Annotated in this window: 17 protein-coding genes; 9 read left to right on the top strand and 8 right to left on the bottom strand. The window is 72.4% G+C overall.

Features of this window, described 5'->3' with window-relative positions; all coding sequences use genetic code 11:
* Positions 1–42: 42 nt before the first annotated feature.
* Positions 43–2,733 carry a HEAT repeat domain-containing protein gene (locus WMF20_RS49810; RefSeq protein ID WP_437609159.1) on the bottom strand — a complete coding sequence of 897 codons (2,691 nt, stop codon included), beginning with the start codon at positions 2,731–2,733 and terminating at the stop codon, positions 43–45.
* A gap of 231 nt (positions 2,734–2,964) precedes the next feature.
* Between WMF20_RS49810 and WMF20_RS49805 the strand changes: the two genes are divergently transcribed.
* The 3 genes from WMF20_RS49805 to WMF20_RS49795 all read left to right on the top strand — a co-directional run bounded on the left by WMF20_RS49805 (position 2,965) and on the right by WMF20_RS49795 (position 5,796).
* Entirely contained in the window at positions 2,965–3,510 is a 546-nt protein-coding gene (locus tag WMF20_RS49805; protein WP_061621161.1) for a TlpA family protein disulfide reductase, read from the top strand.
* Positions 3,511–3,521: 11 nt separating this feature from the next.
* A complete protein-coding gene (locus WMF20_RS49800; RefSeq protein ID WP_437609156.1) occupies positions 3,522–4,715 on the top strand; it encodes an SUMF1/EgtB/PvdO family nonheme iron enzyme in 1,194 nt (397 codons plus the stop codon).
* A gap of 277 nt (positions 4,716–4,992) precedes the next feature.
* On the top strand, positions 4,993–5,796 hold the full coding sequence (locus WMF20_RS49795; RefSeq protein WP_437609154.1) for a helix-turn-helix domain-containing protein: 804 nt from the start codon (positions 4,993–4,995) through the stop codon (positions 5,794–5,796).
* 585 nt (positions 5,797–6,381) lie between these two features.
* On the opposite strand, the gene WMF20_RS49790 is transcribed toward WMF20_RS49795, so the two are convergent.
* Positions 6,382–6,522 carry a hypothetical protein gene (locus WMF20_RS49790; RefSeq protein ID WP_437609152.1) on the bottom strand — a complete coding sequence of 47 codons (141 nt, stop codon included), beginning with the start codon at positions 6,520–6,522 and terminating at the stop codon, positions 6,382–6,384.
* A 31-nt stretch (positions 6,523–6,553) separates the two neighbouring features.
* Here WMF20_RS49790 and WMF20_RS49785 point away from each other — a divergent pair, with 31 nt between their 5' ends.
* The 4 genes from WMF20_RS49785 (at position 6,554) to WMF20_RS49770 (ending at position 10,521) form a co-directional block, all read left to right on the top strand.
* The gene (locus WMF20_RS49785) at positions 6,554–7,990 is read left to right on the top strand and encodes a glucuronyl esterase domain-containing protein (RefSeq protein WP_437609150.1); all 1,437 of its coding nucleotides are present in this window, start codon (positions 6,554–6,556) and stop codon (positions 7,988–7,990) included.
* Positions 7,991–8,159: 169 nt separating this feature from the next.
* Positions 8,160–9,209 (top strand): methyltransferase, encoded by a 1,050-nt coding sequence (locus WMF20_RS49780; protein WP_129580827.1) that lies wholly within the window; start codon positions 8,160–8,162, stop codon positions 9,207–9,209.
* Between the two features lie 46 nt (positions 9,210–9,255).
* The gene (locus WMF20_RS49775) at positions 9,256–9,657 is read left to right on the top strand and encodes an MmcQ/YjbR family DNA-binding protein (protein ID WP_437609148.1); all 402 of its coding nucleotides are present in this window, start codon (positions 9,256–9,258) and stop codon (positions 9,655–9,657) included.
* A gap of 258 nt (positions 9,658–9,915) precedes the next feature.
* The gene (locus WMF20_RS49770) at positions 9,916–10,521 is read left to right on the top strand and encodes a hypothetical protein (RefSeq protein ID WP_437609145.1); all 606 of its coding nucleotides are present in this window, start codon (positions 9,916–9,918) and stop codon (positions 10,519–10,521) included.
* A gap of 17 nt (positions 10,522–10,538) precedes the next feature.
* Here the strand turns inward: WMF20_RS49770 and WMF20_RS49765 are convergent, their stop codons facing one another.
* Genes WMF20_RS49765 through WMF20_RS49750 form a run of 4 tightly spaced genes read right to left on the bottom strand, consistent with a single transcriptional unit; the run spans position 10,539 to position 13,370 of the window.
* A complete protein-coding gene (locus WMF20_RS49765; protein WP_437609143.1) occupies positions 10,539–11,705 on the bottom strand; it encodes an NADH-quinone oxidoreductase subunit D in 1,167 nt (388 codons plus the stop codon).
* The gene (locus WMF20_RS49760) at positions 11,702–12,250 is read right to left on the bottom strand and encodes an NADH-quinone oxidoreductase subunit C (protein WP_437609141.1); all 549 of its coding nucleotides are present in this window, start codon (positions 12,248–12,250) and stop codon (positions 11,702–11,704) included. Before WMF20_RS49760 ends, WMF20_RS49765 begins: the two co-directional genes overlap by 4 nt.
* A 47-nt stretch (positions 12,251–12,297) precedes the next feature.
* On the bottom strand, positions 12,298–12,846 hold the full coding sequence (gene nuoB, locus WMF20_RS49755) for an NADH-quinone oxidoreductase subunit NuoB (protein ID WP_129580821.1): 549 nt from the start codon (positions 12,844–12,846) through the stop codon (positions 12,298–12,300).
* The gene (locus tag WMF20_RS49750) at positions 12,843–13,370 is read right to left on the bottom strand and encodes an NADH-quinone oxidoreductase subunit A (protein WP_437609139.1); all 528 of its coding nucleotides are present in this window, start codon (positions 13,368–13,370) and stop codon (positions 12,843–12,845) included. Before WMF20_RS49750 ends, nuoB begins: the two co-directional genes overlap by 4 nt.
* A gap of 262 nt (positions 13,371–13,632) precedes the next feature.
* Here WMF20_RS49750 and WMF20_RS49745 point away from each other — a divergent pair, with 262 nt between their 5' ends.
* Complete coding sequence (locus WMF20_RS49745; RefSeq protein ID WP_437609136.1) at positions 13,633–14,457, top strand: undecaprenyl-diphosphate phosphatase; 825 nt, start codon at positions 13,633–13,635, stop codon at positions 14,455–14,457.
* A gap of 66 nt (positions 14,458–14,523) precedes the next feature.
* Positions 14,524–15,672 carry a mannose-1-phosphate guanylyltransferase gene (locus WMF20_RS49740; RefSeq protein ID WP_437609134.1) on the top strand — a complete coding sequence of 383 codons (1,149 nt, stop codon included), beginning with the start codon at positions 14,524–14,526 and terminating at the stop codon, positions 15,670–15,672.
* A 16-nt stretch (positions 15,673–15,688) separates the two neighbouring features.
* On the opposite strand, the gene rsmI is transcribed toward WMF20_RS49740, so the two are convergent.
* Positions 15,689–16,540: a 16S rRNA (cytidine(1402)-2'-O)-methyltransferase gene (gene rsmI / locus WMF20_RS49735; RefSeq protein ID WP_437609133.1), complete on the bottom strand. Its 852-nt coding sequence runs from the start codon at positions 16,538–16,540 to the stop codon at positions 15,689–15,691.
* A gap of 30 nt (positions 16,541–16,570) precedes the next feature.
* On the bottom strand, positions 16,571–17,866 hold the full coding sequence (locus tag WMF20_RS49730) for an RNA polymerase factor sigma-32 (protein WP_437609131.1): 1,296 nt from the start codon (positions 17,864–17,866) through the stop codon (positions 16,571–16,573).
* Between the last annotated feature and the right edge of the window lie 102 nt (positions 17,867–17,968).

Raw genomic sequence — 17,968 nt, 5'->3', positions numbered from 1 at the left:
AGAGCTCCCGGGCCCCTCGCCCGATCGCGCAGGCGCGCGCCGCTACTGCACGTCGGCGCCCCCGGCCTTGGCCGGGGCGAGCGCGCTCAGGTCCTCGGCCACGGTGGCCTTCGGGTTCATGAGCTCGTGGAACGCGCGCTTCGCGAGCGCGCCGGTGTCGCCCGGCTCGTGCCGCAGGGCCATGAGCGCGCCCTTCTCCTTCATGAACTTGAGCGTCTCGATCGCGCCCTTCTTCTGCTCGCCGTCGCCGCTCTTGGCCGCCTGGTAGAGCCGGTGGCGCAGGACGACGCGCGTCTCGGAGTGCGGGCCGTTGTCGTACTTCAGGTTGTCGAACTGGGCCTGGAGCCGCTGCCGCGCCCACTCCTGCGGCGCGTCCGCGACCTTCACCCGCGTGACCGCCTCGGCGTTCGCGACGTACCGGTAGAGGTTGCCGCGCTTGAAGTCCTCGTCCGACCAGTAGCCGAACGCGCGGTAGTAGTGGTCCTTGAGGTCGTCGAGCGCGCCCTTGTCGAAGTCGGCGTACATCGCGACCGTCCGCGCCGCGGTGTCGCTCGTGCCGCCGAGGATGAGCGAGAGCGCCGCGGCGTTCCGGACCTCGACGTCCTTGAGCTTCTCGAAGAGCTGGCCCTGCGCCGCCTCGTCGAAGCCGCCGATGCCGATGGCGCGCGCGATGGCCATGCGCACCCCGGGCTCGACGTCGGCCGTGAGCAGCGGGACGAGCTCGCCGGCGGCCCCGGGCACCGGCCGGAGCGCGAGCGCGGACGCGTAACAGGCGCCGATGAGCTGCTTGCGCGGCTCCTTCTTGCTCGCGAAATCCTTCGCCTTCTTCGCCACCTCGACCATCGTCTTGTCGTCGGCGCACCAGGCGAGCGCCTCGCACGCGGCCTGGCGGGCCTCCTCGTGCCACGTCTCGTCCTCGATGAGCTTCGTCAGCGGCTCCACCGCGCGCGGGTCGCCCCACTCGGCGAGCCCCTGCGCCGAGCCGTAGGCGACCGCGCGCAGCGCCATGCCGAGCATCGCGAGCCCCGCGCCCTGGAGCCCGTCCTGGGTGATGTCCATCTTCGGGTCCTTCTTCCGCTTGAACTGCTCGAGCAGCCGCGGGAAGGAGGGCTCGTCCTTCATGCGCCCGATGTACCGGAGCGCGCTCTGCGCGGTCTCGAACGCCGCCGGGAACGGCGGCATCTGCCCCTCCTTCGGGAGCGGGTCCGTCGGGAAGGCCCAGTCGCGCATGTCCTTCAGGATCTTCTCGGAGCGGATCGTGGCGAGGAAGCGCAGGCCGTTCGCGTGCGGCTGCGGGCGATCCTTGAGCCACAGGATGACCGGCGACTCGGCCGCGGCCTTGAGCTCGGCGGCCTTGTCCGCGTGGATCACGGCGAGGTCGGCGAGCATGCGGGCGCCGACGACGCGCGGCAGGTCGGTGCGCGACAGGTGCCCGCCCTCGTCCGCCTCCCAGAACTTCTCGAGCTTGTAGAGCTTGAGCGGGTCGGCCAGCATCCGCTCGCCGATGTACTTGGCGCCGCGGATGTCGCCGATCTCGGCGAGCCGCGTCCCCGCCTCGCCCTGCCAGTGCAGCGGCGGCTTCTTCGCCTCGATCCACTTCACGAGCGGGTCGGCCGCGCGCGGATCGGCGAGCTCGCGCAGCATCTCCATGATCTGCTTGGTCTGGAACCAGGTCGTCTCCTCGGGATCCGACTTCACGCTGTCGAGCGCGAGGACGAGCCCCTCGCCGCCGATGCCGTCGCGCAGCGCCTCGAGGAAGCGCTGGCGGTTCTCCTTGTCGGCGTTCGTGAGCGCCTCGAGGAGCGGGGCGCGCGCGGTCTCGTCGCCGATGCGCCCGAGGCCGTTCGCGGCCTCGCGCGCGACCTCGACGTCCTTGTCCTTCACGAGCGTGATCAGCGTGCTCGTCCACTTGGGCTCGGCGTTGCGCGACAGGACCGTCGCGACGAGCTGCCGCACCGACGAGCTCTCGTCGCTCGCGAGCTTCGCGAGCTCGTCGAGCGGCACGAGGCCGGCGAGCTTCTCGGGGTCGAAGGCGATGCCGCCGCCGAGCCGCTCGACCTTCGAGAGGAACCCCTTGCGGTACTGGTCCATCGCGTCCTTGAACGCGGCCGGCTCCTTGAGCTCGACGAGGGCCCAGACGAGCTGGGGCCGGTCGCTCTCGTCCGCGACCTTGAGCGCCTCGAGCAGCGCGGGCTTGGCGCCGTCGGCCTTGGGCGAGCCGTAGTAGGCGAGCACCTGCGCGGCGACGCCCTTCACGCGGTGGTCCTGGAGCGAGAGCGCCGTCGTCGCGTGCGTGACGCCCTCGGGGTCGCCGGCCCACGCGAGCTGCATGAGCGCCTCCTGCTGGAGCGAGGGCTCGGCGTTGGAGGCGGCCCACTTCCGCCAGAGGGGCAGCTGGTCCTTCTTCGGCAGGACGAAGATGTTCTTCTTCTCCTTGGAGATGGCGTCGACCGTCATCTTCTGGCTGTCCTGCTTGACGCCGAACCAGATGGCGCCCGCGGCGCCGAGCGCGAGGAGGAGGCCGACCACGATCGACACCGGGCTGAACCGGCCGCGCTTGAAGTTGCCGTCGTCCGCGAAGCCGCCGCCGGCGGGCGCCGGCGGGGCTCCGGGCAGATCGTTGTCATCGGGGGGCCACTTGGCCGCCCGCTTGGCCGGGGGGAGCCCGGGCGGCGGGCGCCGCCCGCGGGGCCCCGCGGGATTTTCTCGTGAAAGATTCGGACGATCCAGCATGGTTCCTCCAGCGCGCGGGCGACGACGTGACCCGGACGGCGGTGGCAGCGCGCGGCGAGCCGCGCTGCGCCCCGACCCCCACCGGCGGCGGCGGCGGCGTCGCGCGGCTCGCCGCGCTGCGCCCCCGACCCCGGGCCAGGCGGCGCAGCGCCTGGCCGGTCGAGGCGCCGGACCGTACCAGAGCCGCTCGGACGTAGGCCCAAAGATTTGCTATGAAGCCCAGGGCCCCGTATGGCCGAACCCGAGTCCAATTCCGGTAAGATTCTCTACCCTGCAGTCGCGGTGCTCATCGCCCTGAGCGCGCTCTTCGGCCTTGCGATCCTGCCGCGACTTGCGCCTGGGGTCGGGGGCATGGTCGGCGCGGTGGCCCCCGACGTGACGCTGCCGGTCGCGGCCAACGGCGAGCCCGGCGCGCGCATGCAGCTCGCCGAGCTCAAGGGCCAGCCGGTGATCCTCGACTTCTGGGCCACCTGGTGCGGCCCCTGCGCGGTCCAGGCGCCGATCCTCGACCGGATCGCGCGCCGGTACGAGAAGAAGGGGCTCGTGGTGCTCGGCGTCAACGTGGACGACCCGCCCCACGTGGCCAGCCAATACGCCCTCAAGAAGGGCCTCTCGTATCCGATCCTCATCGACGACGCCAAGGAGGCGTCGGTCCGGTACGGGGTGGACAAGCTGCCGAGCCTCGTCGTCATCGACCGGCAGGGGAACGTCGCGGCGTACCTGACCGGCATCGTCGACGAGGCGAGCCTCTCCGAGATCGTCGCGGCGACCCTCTGACCTCGCTCCACGTGTCACGGCCCTCCCGAACCTCGCGCGTCGCGCTCGCGGCGCTCACCGCGGCCTCGGCCGCCTGCTCCCGCGGCGAGCCCGATCGCGGCCCCGGCGACGCCGCCGCGCCGGCGGCCAGCGCCTCGGCGCCCTCGGCGGGCCCCGCGGCCTCCGGCCCGGGGGGCGCGGCCCCGCCGGCCGCTGGGTCTGCCGGCGCGGCTGGGTCTGCCGGCGCGCCTCCGGCGGCCGGGGGTCCTGCCGGCGCGCCTCCGGCGGACGGGGGCGAGGCGCCGCCGCCGGCCGGGGATCCGATGGCGATCCACTACGAGGCGCGCGAGGACCTGGTGCGGCTCTTCTCGCTGAAGGAGCTCACGCCGCGGGAGCGCAGGTTCAAGAACCCCGAGCTCTTCCTGGAGAAGAACTTCGGCGGCGGCGGGCCGGGGCGCATCAACCAGGGCAACAGGGCGCTCGCGCGGCACACGCGCTCGAAGGAGCAGTGCCTCGAGGGGCTGCGCGGCGTGGTCCTCCAGACAGAGGAGCAGCGCGCCCGCTGCGGCGGCCACGAGAACATGGTGCCCGTCTTCAAGACCGTGCGGGGGAAGGCGAGGCCGGCCGAGTTCTGCATCGACGTCTTCGAGTTCCCCAACAAGCCGTGCGAGCTGCCGATGGTGTGGGCGAGCCCGACGCAGGCGGCGGCCATGTGCAGCCTCCAGGGCAAGCGCCTCTGCACCGAGGACGAGTGGAGCCTCGCGTGCCGCGGCGATCCGGAGGGCGGCGCGCCGCGGACGTACGCCTACGGCGACGAGCTCGACCTCGCCGTCTGCCACACGCAGACGCGGCACCGCGACATCGACGGCAAGCCCTGCGACGCCGACACGGCGCGCTCCGCCTACGAGACGTGCGCGACCGACACCGAGCCGGCGGGCGCCTACCCCGCGTGCCGCTCCCGGTTCGGGGTCTTCGATCAGCACGGCAACGTGGCCGAGATCATGACCCGCCGCGACCGGGACGACGGCAAGCTGTACAGCCAGCTCAAGGGGAGCGCCTGGTTCTACGTCGAGGTCGCCCGCGCGCACGACGCCCCCCGGCCGAAGGGGCAGGAGACGTATCCCGATCACTGCTCCTTCAGCCCGCGCTGGCACGTGGAGCCGATGGAGAACGCCTGGCACGTGAATTACCACCTCGGGTTCAGGTGCTGTAAGACGGTCCACTGACGCGCCCGGGCGCCGCGGCGGGGCTCTTTTCGCGCTCACGCGGCGTCTCTCCTCTCGGGAGAGCGCGATCGTCTCGCTGTCCGTATCCACGGGATGAAGGGAGCCAGTCTCCTCGTGCGGCTCGGGGGGCCTCCGCCTCGGGGAGGAGGCGCCCGCCTGCGACCGAGGCGCGCGGCTGGATCGCGCCTGCGCCGAGGGGTACCCTTGCGCCTCGATGCAGGCGCTGGCTCAGCACGCGCGGATCGCGCGCGGCACGTCGGGTGAGAGCCGCTGGGAGATGGCGACTCGGCCCCCGGCGCCGCGCCTCCGCCCCTACATCCGCGACTACGGCGGTTACAAGGAGGAGACGCCTGGGCCGCTGCGGCGGGTCGAGTTCCCGATGCCGCAGGTCGTCGTCATCATCGAGTTCGGGCCGCCGGTGCGCGTGTTCGACGCCGGGAGCGATCGCCGCCACGCGTCGTACCCGGGCGGCTTCGTCGCGGGGCTCGACGACACCTTCACGATCACCGAGCACGACGGGCTCCAGCGCGGGATCCAGGTGAACCTCACCCCTATCGGGGCGCGGCTCTTCTTCGGCGTGCCGATGGCGGAGCTCACCGGGCGCGTGATCTCCGCGCGCGATCTGCTGCCGCGCGAGCACGCCCGCCTGGCCGAGCGCCTCGAGGAGCTCCCCACCTGGGACGCGCGCTTCGACCTGATCGAGCGCGCGCTCGGCGAGCGCGTCGACGAGGCGCGGCACGCGCTCGGCGTGGTGCCGTGGGCGCTCCGGCGGATCGAGGAGCGCGGGGGCGCGGTCGACATGCGGGCGCTCGCGCGCGAGCTCGGCTACAGCCACAAGCACGTGATCGACCTGTTCCGCGAGCACGTCGGCGTCCCCCCCAAGCTCCTCGCCCGCCTCGTGCGCTTCGAACGGCTTGTGCGGCACCTCAAGGCGGGCGCCTCGGGGACGTGGGCCGAGCTCGCGCAGCGGTTCGGCTACTACGACCAGGCGCACCTCGCGCGGGACGTGAAGCAGTTCACCGGGACGACCCCGACCCGGGCGCGCGCCGCGCTGATCGAACTCTCCGGCATCAGCCCCTGATCCCTTGTCGCCCCAACGAGGAGGCAGCCGTCCGGCCGCGCGGAGGACGCAGCGGATCGGCGGTTCCATCGCGACGGCCTCTCGAAGATCCGTCGCGTAATTCGATCCACAAGCACACCCGCTTCTTCAAGGTCGTGCCGCCGGAAGACATGGCATTCGCCGTAGAATTTTCGTACAAGTGAAGAGGGCATGGCCGACAAACATCGTTTCGTTCCAGAGTGCATCGATCTTCTCTGGACCGACGCCGCGCTCGGCCCGTGCACCGCGACCTCGCGCAACCAGATCCGATCCAGTTGTCGGTCGTACCGTGATGTCGCCCGTGTGTTACCGATCGTAGCGCGATGTCGTCCGCGTGTTACCGATCGTAGCGCCACGTCGCCGGACGAGGTCCCCCGCGCGCTGCCGGCCGTGAAACGTGTATTCCCTCGACGCCTCGCATGGTATCCTCCCGGCGAGATCAGCAGATGGCGCGTGCGCTGCGCAGCGGGCATTTCGACGCATGGCGGCGCGGCGCTCGCCTCATCGAAGAGGCCGGAGCCGACGGGTCATTCCCACGAATGCGCTCGCTTCCGGATGACGGCGCGTTCAACGCGACCATCGTGAGGACGGGATTTCGATCACACGGAAGCTGATCGAAATGCCTTCCGCCGGGAATGCACCTGCGGTCGCGCTGCGCGGTGTCTCCGACGAAGGAAAGCGCAGCACGACCGTTTCGAGCATGACCATGCCGAGCCCCTTAGACTCAGCGAGGCCCACCATGTCCTGTCGACTGAAATACTCCAAGCTGCTCACTGCAACCGCCATTCTCCCCCTGCTCGTCGCGTGCGGCTCGAGCGATGACACGGGGAACGCCGGCGGCGGCGGCAACGACACCGCGACCAGCAGCGGCGGGTCGCCCGGCAGCACGTCGTCCACGAGCGGCGCCGGTGGGCCTGGCTCCGGCGGCGGGGGCCCGGGGCCGAGCAGCTCGAGCGCCGGCGGCTCGGATCCGGTGGGCGGCACCACGAGCGGCACCGGCGGCTCCACGCCGGGCGAGGACACGGAGCTGACCGGCGTCGAGATGCCCGGCGAGGCTTGCCCCGTCCCCAACATGCCCGCCTTCGACGCGTTGCCGACGTATGAGAAGCTGCACGATCCCTTCACCATGATGGATGGCACGAAGGTGACGACCCGGGCGCAGTGGGTTTGCCGCCATCGGGAGATCCGCGAGATGGTCCTGCACTACGAGACCGGCCCGAAGGAGATCAAGAAGGCCACCGTCTCGGGCAGCATGGCGGGCGACAAGCTGACGATCAACGTGACCGGCGGCGCGCAGGACGTCTCGTTCACCGTGAGCATCTCCCTGCCCAGCACCGGGACAGCCCCCTACCCTGCGCTGATCGGGCTCTCCGGCGGCTCTCTCAACAACAACCGGCTGAAGCAGATGGGCGTTGCGATCATCAACTACGATCACAACGGTGTGCAGCCGGAAGGGGACCGGAGCAAAGGCATCTTCTCCAAGTTCCATGGGAGCGCGGAGAGCGGCGCCCTGATCGCCTGGGCCTGGGGCGCGAGCCGCATCATCGATGCCCTCGAGTCCACGCCTGCAGCGCAGATCGATCCGACGCGGCTCGCCATCACGGGCTGCTCGCGCAACGGCAAGGGCGCGCTCATGGTCGGCGCCATGGATTCGCGCTTCGCGCTGACCATCCCGCAGGAGTCCGGCTCTGGCGGCGTGGCGGCGTGGCGGGTCTCGGAGGTCGACAACATGGGCCGGACCAGCGGCGGCGTCCAGAACCTGAGCAGGACGTACAGCGAGCAGCAGTGGTTCAGCAAGGCGATCGAGCCGTTCGGCCGCGCGGTGACCAAGCTCCCGCTCGATCACCACGAGCTGGTCGGCATGGTGGCGCCCCGTGGGCTCCTGATCCTCGGAAACCTCAACTACGAGTGGCTGAGCACGAACAACGCAGACCAGGCCGGCGGCGCCGCCCGGATGATCTACGAGGCGCTCGGCGCGAAGGAGAACATCGGGTACGTCGACAGCGGGCACAACCACTGCGGGCAGGACTACGCGAACGGCGAGCAGGACGCGATCGAGGCCTTCGTCAAGAAGTTCCTGCTCAAGGATGCGAGCGCGAACACCAACGTCTGGAAGCCGAAGAACGAGCTCGACAAGGCCAAGTGGGTGGAGTGGACGGCCCCGGCGATCCCCTGACGGCGAGCCCCCAAGGGAGAGACGGCCCCGGTCCCTGGCCTCTCCCCGGCGGCGGCGCAGCGCGGCGCGGCCGACGCGCCGCCGGGCGACCCGGCAGGGGCCGAGGTAAAATCTTTACAATACCCCCGGCGTCGCGCTCCCCAAGGTAGGCCCCGAAGGAGCGAACACCATGTCGAGCGGGTCTCCCACGAATCTGCCCCCTGCGTTCCGCCTCAACCAGATGATCATGAGCCTCTGGGTGCCGCAGGTCGTCCACGCGGCCGCGGAGCTCGGCGTCGCGGACGTCCTCGCCGAGGGGCCGCTCCCGAGCAGCGCGGTCGCGGCGCGGCTCGGCACGCACCCCGACGCGACGGAGCGCCTGCTCCGGGCCCTCGTCACGCTCGAGCTGCTCGCCCCCCGCGGGGACCGCTTCGAGCTCACCGAGATGGGGCGATGCCTCGAGACGAGCTCCCCGAGCTCGCGGCGCGCGTGGTCCCGGCTCATGGGCGGGCCGGGCGTGTGGAAGGCCTGGGGCCGCTTGACCGACTGCGTCCGCACCGGCCGGATGGCGTGGGGCGCCGGAGACGCGGCGGCGCCGTCCGGGACCGAGCACTTCGACGAGATGGGGCGCGACCCGGCCGCCGCCGCGATCTTCCACCAGGCGATGGTGGAGCTCACCCGCGGGGTCGCGCCCGGCATCGTCGAGGCCGCGGATCTGCGGGGCGCGCGCCGGGTGGTCGACGTGGGCGGCGGCTACGGCGCGCTGCTCTGCGCGATCCTGGAGGCCCACCCCGGCGTGGAGGGGGTCGTCTTCGATCTCGAGCACGCGCGCGCGGGGGCGCTCCAGCTGTTCGCGTCGCGCGGCGTCGCCGCCCGCGCCTCGTTCGTCGCGGGGAGCTGCTTCGACGCGGCGCCGCCGGCCGCCGACGTCTACGTGCTCAAGAGCGTGATCCACGACTGGGACGACGCGCGGAGCCTGACGATCCTGGGCAAGTGCCGCGAGGCGATGGACGGCGCGGCGCGCCTGCTCGTCGTGGAGCCGCCCGCCCCCGCACAGCGCGGGAACGCGGCGCTGGAGTGGGTCCTCACGTTCAGCGACATCAACATGCTCGTGAACACGGGCGGGCGCGAGCGCACCGAGGCCGAGTACCGCGCGCTGCTCGAGGCCGCCGGGCTCTCCGTGAAGGGCGTGCGCGAGACGCCGAGCTTCTACCGGATCTTCGAGGCGGCGCGGGCCTGAGATAACTTCACGAGAGCGACCCTTCCCCTTGCCGAGGTGCACCGCCGTGGTCTCTTCCGACGAACTTCGAAAGCTCGCGATGTCGCTGCCCGAGGCCGAGGAGCAGGACCACTTCGGCAAGCCGTCGTTCCGCGTGCGGGGGAAGATCTTCGCCACCCACTGGGTGGAGCAGGAGCAGGCGGTCCTGAAGCTGTCGCTGGAGGAGCAGGACAGCCTGGTGCAGGCGCAGCCCGACGTCTTCTCGGTGACGCCGTGGGGACACCAGGGCTGGACGCGGGTGGAGCTCCGTCGCGTCGACCCGGCGCTCCTGGAGGAGCTGCTCGTGGGGGCGTGGCGCCGCGTGGCGCCGAAGCGCGTGGTCGCGCAGCGGGACGCGGGCCGGAACGCGGAACCGGCGGCGCCGCCGGGGGCTCCCTCACGTCCGCGGAGACGCCAGCGCGCGACGTGACGGGCGCCGGGACGCGCGGCCCGGAGAGCGCCTCGGCCGCGCGCGGCGATCCCGACGCCGGAGGGCGCTGTCTTTTTTTTCTGATGGGGAAGGAAAAATCGATCGAGGTCGTAGTATGTTCACGCGCCGCGCGCCTGACCGGTCGACGATTCAGCCCGTTCGCATCCTTCGACGGAGCCGTCCTCCAGCGCCGCGCGGACTCTCAGGTGAACATTCTCGATGATGGAGCGCTCGATGACACGGATGAAGCTTCTTGGAATGCTGATGGTCGGACTCGCGCTCGTTGCGTGCGGCGATGATGGCGAGGAGGGCAATTCGGGCCCCGGCGGCACCAGCAGCACCAGCGGCACCGGCGGCGCGGACGGCACCGGCGGCAACGGCGGCACGGACGGCACCGGCGGCAACGGCGGCACGGACGGCACCGGCGGCAACGGCGGCGAGACCGGGGGCGACCTCGACGACAAGCAGCTCGGCGACCTGACGGACGCGGAAGCGCAGGCGGTGTGCGACGCGCTCGCCGCCTCGGCCGCGGACATCACGAAGGAGGACGGGTGCGAGCTCTTCGGCTTGATCGCCGCCGCCACGCCCGGCTCCGGCCTCGACTGCGAGACCGCCAAGGAACAGTGTATGAACGAGCCCGAGGAGCCTGCGGAAGAGGGGATGTGCCCCACGGAGGACTTCGCGGGGTGCACCGCCACGGTCGCCGAGTTCAAGGCCTGCACGAACCGCCAGCTCGAGACCGTCAAGGCGCTCACGTGCGAGTCGGACCTCGCGTCCGTCGAGACGCCTCCGGAGTGCGAGGCCATCGGCGAGAAGTGTCCGGAGCTCGCCGGAGGCGGGGACACCGGCGGCGAGGAGCCCTGAGGCTTCCCGCTCGCCCGCTACCGGTCGATCTCGGGCGCCACGACGTCGAAGCTGGCGATGAGCGCCACGAGATCGGCCAGGAATAGCCCCGGGCTCTTCGCCTCGATCATCGCCATCGCGGTGAAGCTCCCGGTCCGGAACCGCGCCCGGTACGCCTCCTCCGCGCCCCGCCCGATCACGTAACACCCCATGTCGCCGCGGGCGCTCTCGATCCGCGCGTAGGCCTCGCCGTCGGGCCTCATCTTCTTGGGCAGCTTGCCCAGGATGTCGTCCTCCGGGTGCTCGTCGACCTTGTCGAGCGCCTGGCGGAGGATCTTCGCCGACTCGCGGCACTCCTCGACCCGCACGTAGAACCGGTCCCAGCAGTCGCCCATGGCGCCGTAGCGCCCGCGGCCCACGGGGACGTCGAACTCGAGCTCCGGGTACACCGAGTAGCCGTCTTCCTTGCGGAGATCCCATCTCACGCCGGACGCGCGCAGGTTGGGGCCGACGAGCCCCCAGTCCTTCGCCTCCTCGGCCGTCACCACGGCGACGTTGGCGAGCCGCTTGATGAAGATGTCGTTCAGGCTGATGAGCCGGTCGAACTCGACCATGATCGGCTCGAAGCGGTCGAGCCACCGCCTCACCTTGTCGGCCCACCCCTTCGGCATGTCGAACGAGACGCCGCCGATGCGGTGGTAGTTGAAGGTGAGCCGCGCGCCGCACAGCTCCTCGATGAAATCGTTGATGTGCTCGCGCTCGCGCAGCGCCCACGGGAAGGGGGTGACCGCGCCGACGTCCATGGCCATCGCGCCGAGCGCGATCATGTGGCTGCCGATCCGGTTGAGCTCGCAGGAGATGACGCGCAGGTACTGCGCCCGCTTCGGCACCTCGATGCCCATCAGCTTCTCGCAAGCGCTCGCCCAGGCCTCGTTGGCGAACATCGCCGCGACGTAATCGACGCGGTCGGTATAAGGCATGAAGCCGCTGTAGGTGCAGCGCTCGCCGATCTTCTCGATGCTCCGGTGCAGGTAGCCGACGTCCGGCACCGCCTTCCGGATGATCTCGCCGTCCGTCGAGATGACGAAGCGGAGCACCCCGTGGGTCGACGGGTGGTGAGGCCCCATGTTGAGGGTCATCTCGTCGTCGAGGTCGCTCCCCGGGCCCGCGCCCCCGCGGTCGACGCTGAAGATGACCTGGCTCATGTCGCCTCCGCCTCCTTCTTCGGCAGCTTGATCTTGAAGAGCTCGACGGGGTTCGGCCGCTGCGTCGGGATGCCGTGGTATTCGGCCTTCTCCTGCCAGTCCTTGCGGAGCGGGTGCCCCTCCCAGTCGTCGGGCAGGAGCAGGCGCCGGAGGTCCGGGTGCCCCTCGAAGCGCACGCCGAGGAGGTCGAAGCACTCGCGCTCCTGCCAGTTCGCGGCCGACCACACGTCGACGAGCGTCGGCATCGCCGGGCTCTCCCGGTCGAGGAGCGCCTTGAGGACGACCCGGTGCTTCTTCGCGTACGAGTAGATGTGATAGACGACCGCGATCTTCTTGAGATCGGGGTAGTCGACCCCGGTGATGCACTCCAGGTAATCGAACTCGAGCTCCGGCGCCTCGCGCAGGTGCTGGCCCACGGCCTGGATCTTCTCCGGCGCGACCTGGAACCAGGCGTCGCGATCCTTCGCGGACACGGGGTGGAGGTCGAAGACCGCGTCTTCGCCGAGCTTCGCCTGGAGCGCCTGGAAGATCTCTTCGGGTGTCATGGGGTGCGGGACCGCGGAACGAGCATGGAACGAGGCAGAGAGGCGGCTCAGCCGCCCGTCGCGCCGCGGCGGCCGAGGGCCCGCTCGCTCTTGATCTTCTCCTGGATCTTCAGGAGCCCTTCGAGGAGCGCCTCGGGGCGCGGGGGGCAGCCGGGCACGTAGACGTCGACCGGGATGATCTGATCCACGCCCTTGCAGACCGAGTAGGCGTACTGGAAGAGGCCGCCGCAGTTCGAGCAGCTGCCCATGGAGATGACGTAGCGGGGCTCCGACATCTGGTCGTAGAGGCGCTTCACCCGGGTGGCCATCTTGTACGTCAGCGTCCCCGCGATGATGAAGAGATCGCTCGAGCGGGGGCTCGGCCGCGGGGCCGCGCCGAAGCGCTCGAGGTCGCCGCGGGGGCCGCCGGTCTGCATGAGCTCGATGGCGCAGCAGGCCAGGCCGAAGAGCATGTACCAGACGCTGTTCGACCGCCCCCAGTTGAGCAGCCAGTTCACCGTCTGGTCGACGCTCGTCGTGATGACGCCGCCGCCGTCGCTCTCGTACTTCGCCTCCCACCCGCGGGGCGGGGCCATCAGGTTCAGGTTCGATGTCATGACTCCGCACCTCCGTCGGCCACCGCGGCGCGCGCGCCGATCGCGGGCGCCGCCCCGGCCGGCGCGCCCTCGCCCGCCGCGCCCGCGATCGGCGCGCGCGCCCGAGACCGGCTGCTCACGTTCTGGGCCCCGCGCGGATCGCCCTTGATGGCGCGGATCCAGTTGAGATCGCCCTTCGCCCAGACGTAGGCGAAGCCGAGCATCAGGATGGCGACGAAGAGGAAGATCTCGATCAGCGCGAAGAGGCCGCTGCCCTGGTCCACCCAGCGCTTGAACACCGCCGCGACCGGGTAGATGAAGGCGATCTCGACGTCGAAGATGATGTAGACGAGCGCGATGATGTAAAACCGCGGGTTGAAGTTGAACCACGCGGGCCCGACGGGCGCCTCCCCGCACTCGTACGTCTCGACCTTCTCGGCGTACGGGTTGCTCGGGCGCAGCAGCTTCCCGAACAGCAGAGAGCCGAGGACGAAGCCGATCGCCACCAGGAAGAACGCGGCAACGCTGGCATATGCCATCAACATCGGACGGGACCTCGCTCGGCTCGCCCTCCCTCGCCCCGGGCGAGAGAGCGCCAGATCAGGGGCGGTATGTAGGTGAAAAGATGAAGCGCGGCAAGCCAGCAGACCCGGGAGCGAGCGCGCGCTGAGCCCGCCCCCTCGCGCGGTTTTTCGGGCGGCGCTGGGGCAGCGCGGGGTGAGGCGGCTCGCGGAGCCGCCGCTCGAAGCCCCTCGGAGCCGCTGCTCGGGATCGACAGGACGCGCCGCGCTGGGGTATCGGTCGGGCGTGGGTCTCGTGGACGTGGCTGTGCTCGCGGCCGTGGACGGGGCGGCGCAGGCGCTGCCCATCTCGGCCAGCGGGCACGCCGCGGCGGCGCGGCTCTGGCTCCGCGCGGCCGACGGCGACGCGTGGACCGCCGCCGCGCAGGCGCTCGCGGCGGCCGCGGCGCTCGCGGTCGCGGCGCGGCGGCGGCTCCTCCGCGCGCTCGGCGAGGGCGCCCGCGCGCTCGCGCGGCCGTCGCTCTTCCGGGCGTCGCCGCCGGCGCGCGACGCGGCGCTGCTCGCGCTGGGCGCCGCCGCGAGCCTCATCGTCGCGGCGGCGCTCCGGCCGTGCGTCGCGCTGTGGGGGCAGGAGCCGCTCGCGGTGGGGCTCGGCCTGCTCGCGACCGGCGCGGCGCTCGCGAGCACGGCGATCGCGCCGCGGCGCGACGGGCGCGGCGCGACCGACGCGCCGTCGCTCGTCGGGATGCTCGCGGTCGGCGCGGCGCACGGGGCCGCGGCGCTGCCGGGCGGGTCGCGCGTCGGGGCGGCGCTCGTGCTCCTGCTCTGGCTCGGCGTCCGGCCCGCGCGCGCCGTCGAGCTCGCGCTCGCGCTGAGCATCCCCGCGCTCGCCGCCGCGGCGCTCGCGGAGGCGCCCGCGCTCCGCGACGTGCCGCCCGGGGCGGACGCCGCGGCGCTGAGCCTGCTCGCCGCCTTCCTGAGCGCCCTTGCGGCGGCCGCCGCGCTCCGCGCGCTCGCCGAGCGGCGGCGCACGGGCGCGCTCGCGCTGTGGGTCGTCCCGCTCGGCCTCGCGATGGTGGCCTACGCGCACGCGCTGCCGGGCCCCGCCTGAGCGGCCCCCTGCCACGGCGCCGCGTCCCTGCGTTACCCTGCGGCGTGTAACCCTCGACGATCGCTCATGAGCTCGACCGAGACCCCCGTCCATGTCCTGATCCTCGCCGGCGGCGCGGGCACGCGCTTCTGGCCGGCGTCGCGCGCGGCGCGCCCGAAGCAGCTCCTGCCGCTGCTCGGCGGCGAGCCGCTCATCACCGCGACGGCGCGCCGGGTGCTCCCGCTGTGCGGAGGCGCCGGCTGGGAGCGCATCTGGATCGCGACCGGCCAGCACCTCCTTTCGCCCACGCGGGCCGCGCTGCCCGACGTCTCCGAGCGGCGCCTGCTCGTCGAGCCCGCGCCGCGCAACACGGCGCCGTGCATCGGCTGGGCGGCGGCGACCATCGCGCGCGAGGATCCCGAGGCGGTCGTGGTCGTGCTCCCGAGCGATCACCACATCGCCGACGTGCCGCGGTTCCTCGAGGTGCTGGAGGCCGCCGTCGCATCGGCCCGGGGCGGCGCGATCACGACGATCGGCATCCGCCCGACGCACCCGGAGACGGGCTTCGGCTACATCGAGGCGGAGAGCGCGGCCTCCGCCGGGAGCGCGGCGCCCGCGGGGCCCGCGTCACCCCGCCGGGTGCTGCGCTTCGTCGAGAAGCCGAGCCGCGAGCGCGCCGCGGAGTTCGTGGCGAGCGGCCGCTTCCTCTGGAACGCGGGGATGTTCATCTTCCGCGCAGGCGACATGCGGGCGGCGATCCGCGCCCACCTGCCGGCGCTCGCCGAGGGGCTCGACGAGATCGACCGCGCCGCCGCGCAGGGCGCCGCGGCCGAGGCGGAGGCGGTGCTGCGCGTGTTCCCGCGGCTGCCGGCCGTGAGCATCGATCACGGCGTGATGGAGCACGTCGCCGGGCTCGCGGTGGTGCCCGGCGATTTCGGCTGGAGCGACCTCGGCAGCTGGCAGAGCGCCTGGGAGCTCGCCGAGAAGGACGAGCGCGGCAACAGCGCGCCCGCGGGGTCGGTGCTCGTCGACGCGCAGGGCAACTACCTGGTCGATCTGCGCGCGCGCTCCGGCGGCGCGCCGGACGATGGCCGGGTGATCGCGCTCGTCGGCGTGGAGGGCCTCGTGGTGGTCGAGACCGACGACGCGCTCTTGATCGTGCCGCGCGACCGAGCGCAGGACGTGAAGCACGTGGTCGACGCCCTCAAGGCGCGGGGGCAGGGGCGGCACACCTGACGGCGCGTCGCCCGCCCTACTCGCGCGGCTCCCCCCGCCGCGCCACCGCCCGCGCGTAGAGCTCGCGCCGCGGGAGCCCGAGCTCGACCGACAGCTCCTCGGCGATGTGCTTCGCCCGCCTCCCCTGGGCGAGCTCGCGGTCGATGCGCGCGTCGAGCTCCTCGTCGCTCGGGCGCGCGCCCTCCGCGGCCGGCTCGGCGGGCGCGAGCACCAGCGTGATCTCGCCGAGCCACTCCCGCTCCAGCGCCGCGAGCTCCTCCACCGCGCCGCCCAGGATCTCCTCGTGCACCTTCGTCAGCTCGCGCGCGACGACCGCGCGCCGGCCGCGCATGCGCTCGGCCAGCTCGGCCAGCGTGTCGCGGAAGCGCCGCGGCGACTCGAACAGCACCACCGCCTCCGGCGTCGACGTGACGAGGGCCAGCGCCTCGCGCCGCTCGCGCCCACCGCGGGGCAAGAACCCCACGAAGCGGAAGCCCCCGGTCACGAGCCCCGACGCGCTCACCGCGGCCATCACCGCGCTCGGCCCCGGGATCGCCACGACGCGGGCCCCGGCGTCCCTGGCCGCGCGCACGAGCGCCGTCCCCGGATCGCTCACGACCGGCGTGCCGGCGTCGGTCATGAAGGCGATCGACTCGCCCGCCGCGAGCCGCGCGGCCGCCCGCGCGGCGTCCGCCTCGGAGGCGTGCGCGTCGAACCGGTCGACCGGCTTGCCCGCGACGCCGAGGTGGCCGAGCAGCGCGCGCGCGCGCCGCGTGTCCTCGGCGAGGATCCGGTCCGCCGCGCGCAGCGTCTCGACCGCGCGCAGCGTGACGTCGCCGAGGTTCCCGATCGGCGTCGCGACCACGTAGAGGCACCCGCGATCGCTCACCCCGCCCTGCTCGCCGCCGGTCGACAAGGCCTAGTCCGCTTCGACGGCGTCGCCGAGCTCCTCCTGCAGGTACGTCCGCAGCTTCGACTGGAGCCGCGCCTCGAGCTGGCGCACGCGCTCGCGCGAGATGCCGAACTCGTTGCCGAGCTCCTGGAGCGTGAGCGGATCCTCCGCGGCCATGCGCTTGTCGAAGATGATCACGTCCTTGCCCTTCAGCGTCTCGCGGAATTTCGAGAGCCGGTCGTGGACGAGCATGCCCATCTCGCTCGCCTCGAACGCGCTGTCCGGGCTCGCCCCCGACGAGACGAGCAGCTCGACGCGCGGGATCGTCCGGCCCTCGAGATCGCCGACCGGGGCGTCGAGCGACGCCTCGCCGCTGGCGAGGCGGCGGTCCATGTCGACCACCTCCTTCTCCTCGACCGACAGGCGCTTCGCGATCTCCGCCGCCGTCGGCTCGATCCCCATCGCCGAGAGCTTCGCCTTCTCCTTGTTGAGGTTGAAGAAGAGCTTCCGCTGCGCCTGCGTCGTGCCGAGCTTCACCAGGCGCCAGTTGTTGAGGATGAAGCGCAGGATGTACGCGCGGATCCACCACGCCGCGTACGAGGAGAGCTTCACGCCGCGGTACGGGTCGTAGCGCTTCACGGCCTGCATCAGGCCGATGTTCCCCTCCTGGATGAGGTCCATGATGTTCTTGTACGCGCGCCGGTACTCGTACGCGAGCTTGACCACGAGCCGCAGGTTCGCCGTCACGAGCCGCGCGGCGGTCGCGACGTCCTGCGTCTTCGCGTACTTCATGGTCAGCTCCTTCTCCTCGTCCGCCGTGAGCAGCGGGTGGCGCTGCACCTCGCGCAGGTAGGCCTGCAGCGGGTCCGTGCGCGACAGCGCCGCGTCGCCGCCGCGCCCCTCGGAGGCGGCGCCGGCGCGCGCGGTGCGCGGGAGCTCGATGTCGTTCAGATCGAGGTTCGCGTCGTCGATGACCTCGCCGACGACCTCCACGACGTCCCCCTCGTCGACGTCGCCGGCCGGCGCGGCGCCGCTCTCGGGCGGCGCGTCCCCCTCGTCCTCGTCGTCGCGCGGGCCGTCGTCGTCGCTGGCCGCGGGCTGCGCCTCGCCGCGCGCGCCGCCGGCGCCCTTCGCCGCGGAGCGCGCGCGGCGCTTCGCGGCGGGCCTGGGGGCCGCGTCCGCGCCCCCGTCCGTGCCCGTGCTCCCGTCCGCGCCTTCGTCCTCCGGCCCGGGCGGCGGGCCCGCCTCCGCCGCCCCCGCGGGCTGCGGCGCACCGGTCCCCTTCGTTCGCTTCGTTCGCGGCTCGCTCTTGCTCTTCGCCACCAGGACCTCGTCCTCGAAGTTCTAGTACAGGCCCGCCGCACCGCGCCACCTGCGCCGGCGCGCAGGCACCTCGCGATCCGAGGCTACCCGCTCCGCAATCCG

The organism is Sorangium sp. So ce834, from assembly GCF_051521425.1.
Taxonomy (GTDB): domain Bacteria; phylum Myxococcota_A; class Polyangia; order Polyangiales; family Polyangiaceae; genus Sorangium; species Sorangium cellulosum_D.
The sequence above is the reverse complement of the archived record's forward strand: the minus strand, read 5'-3'. Positions and strand labels throughout refer to the sequence as shown.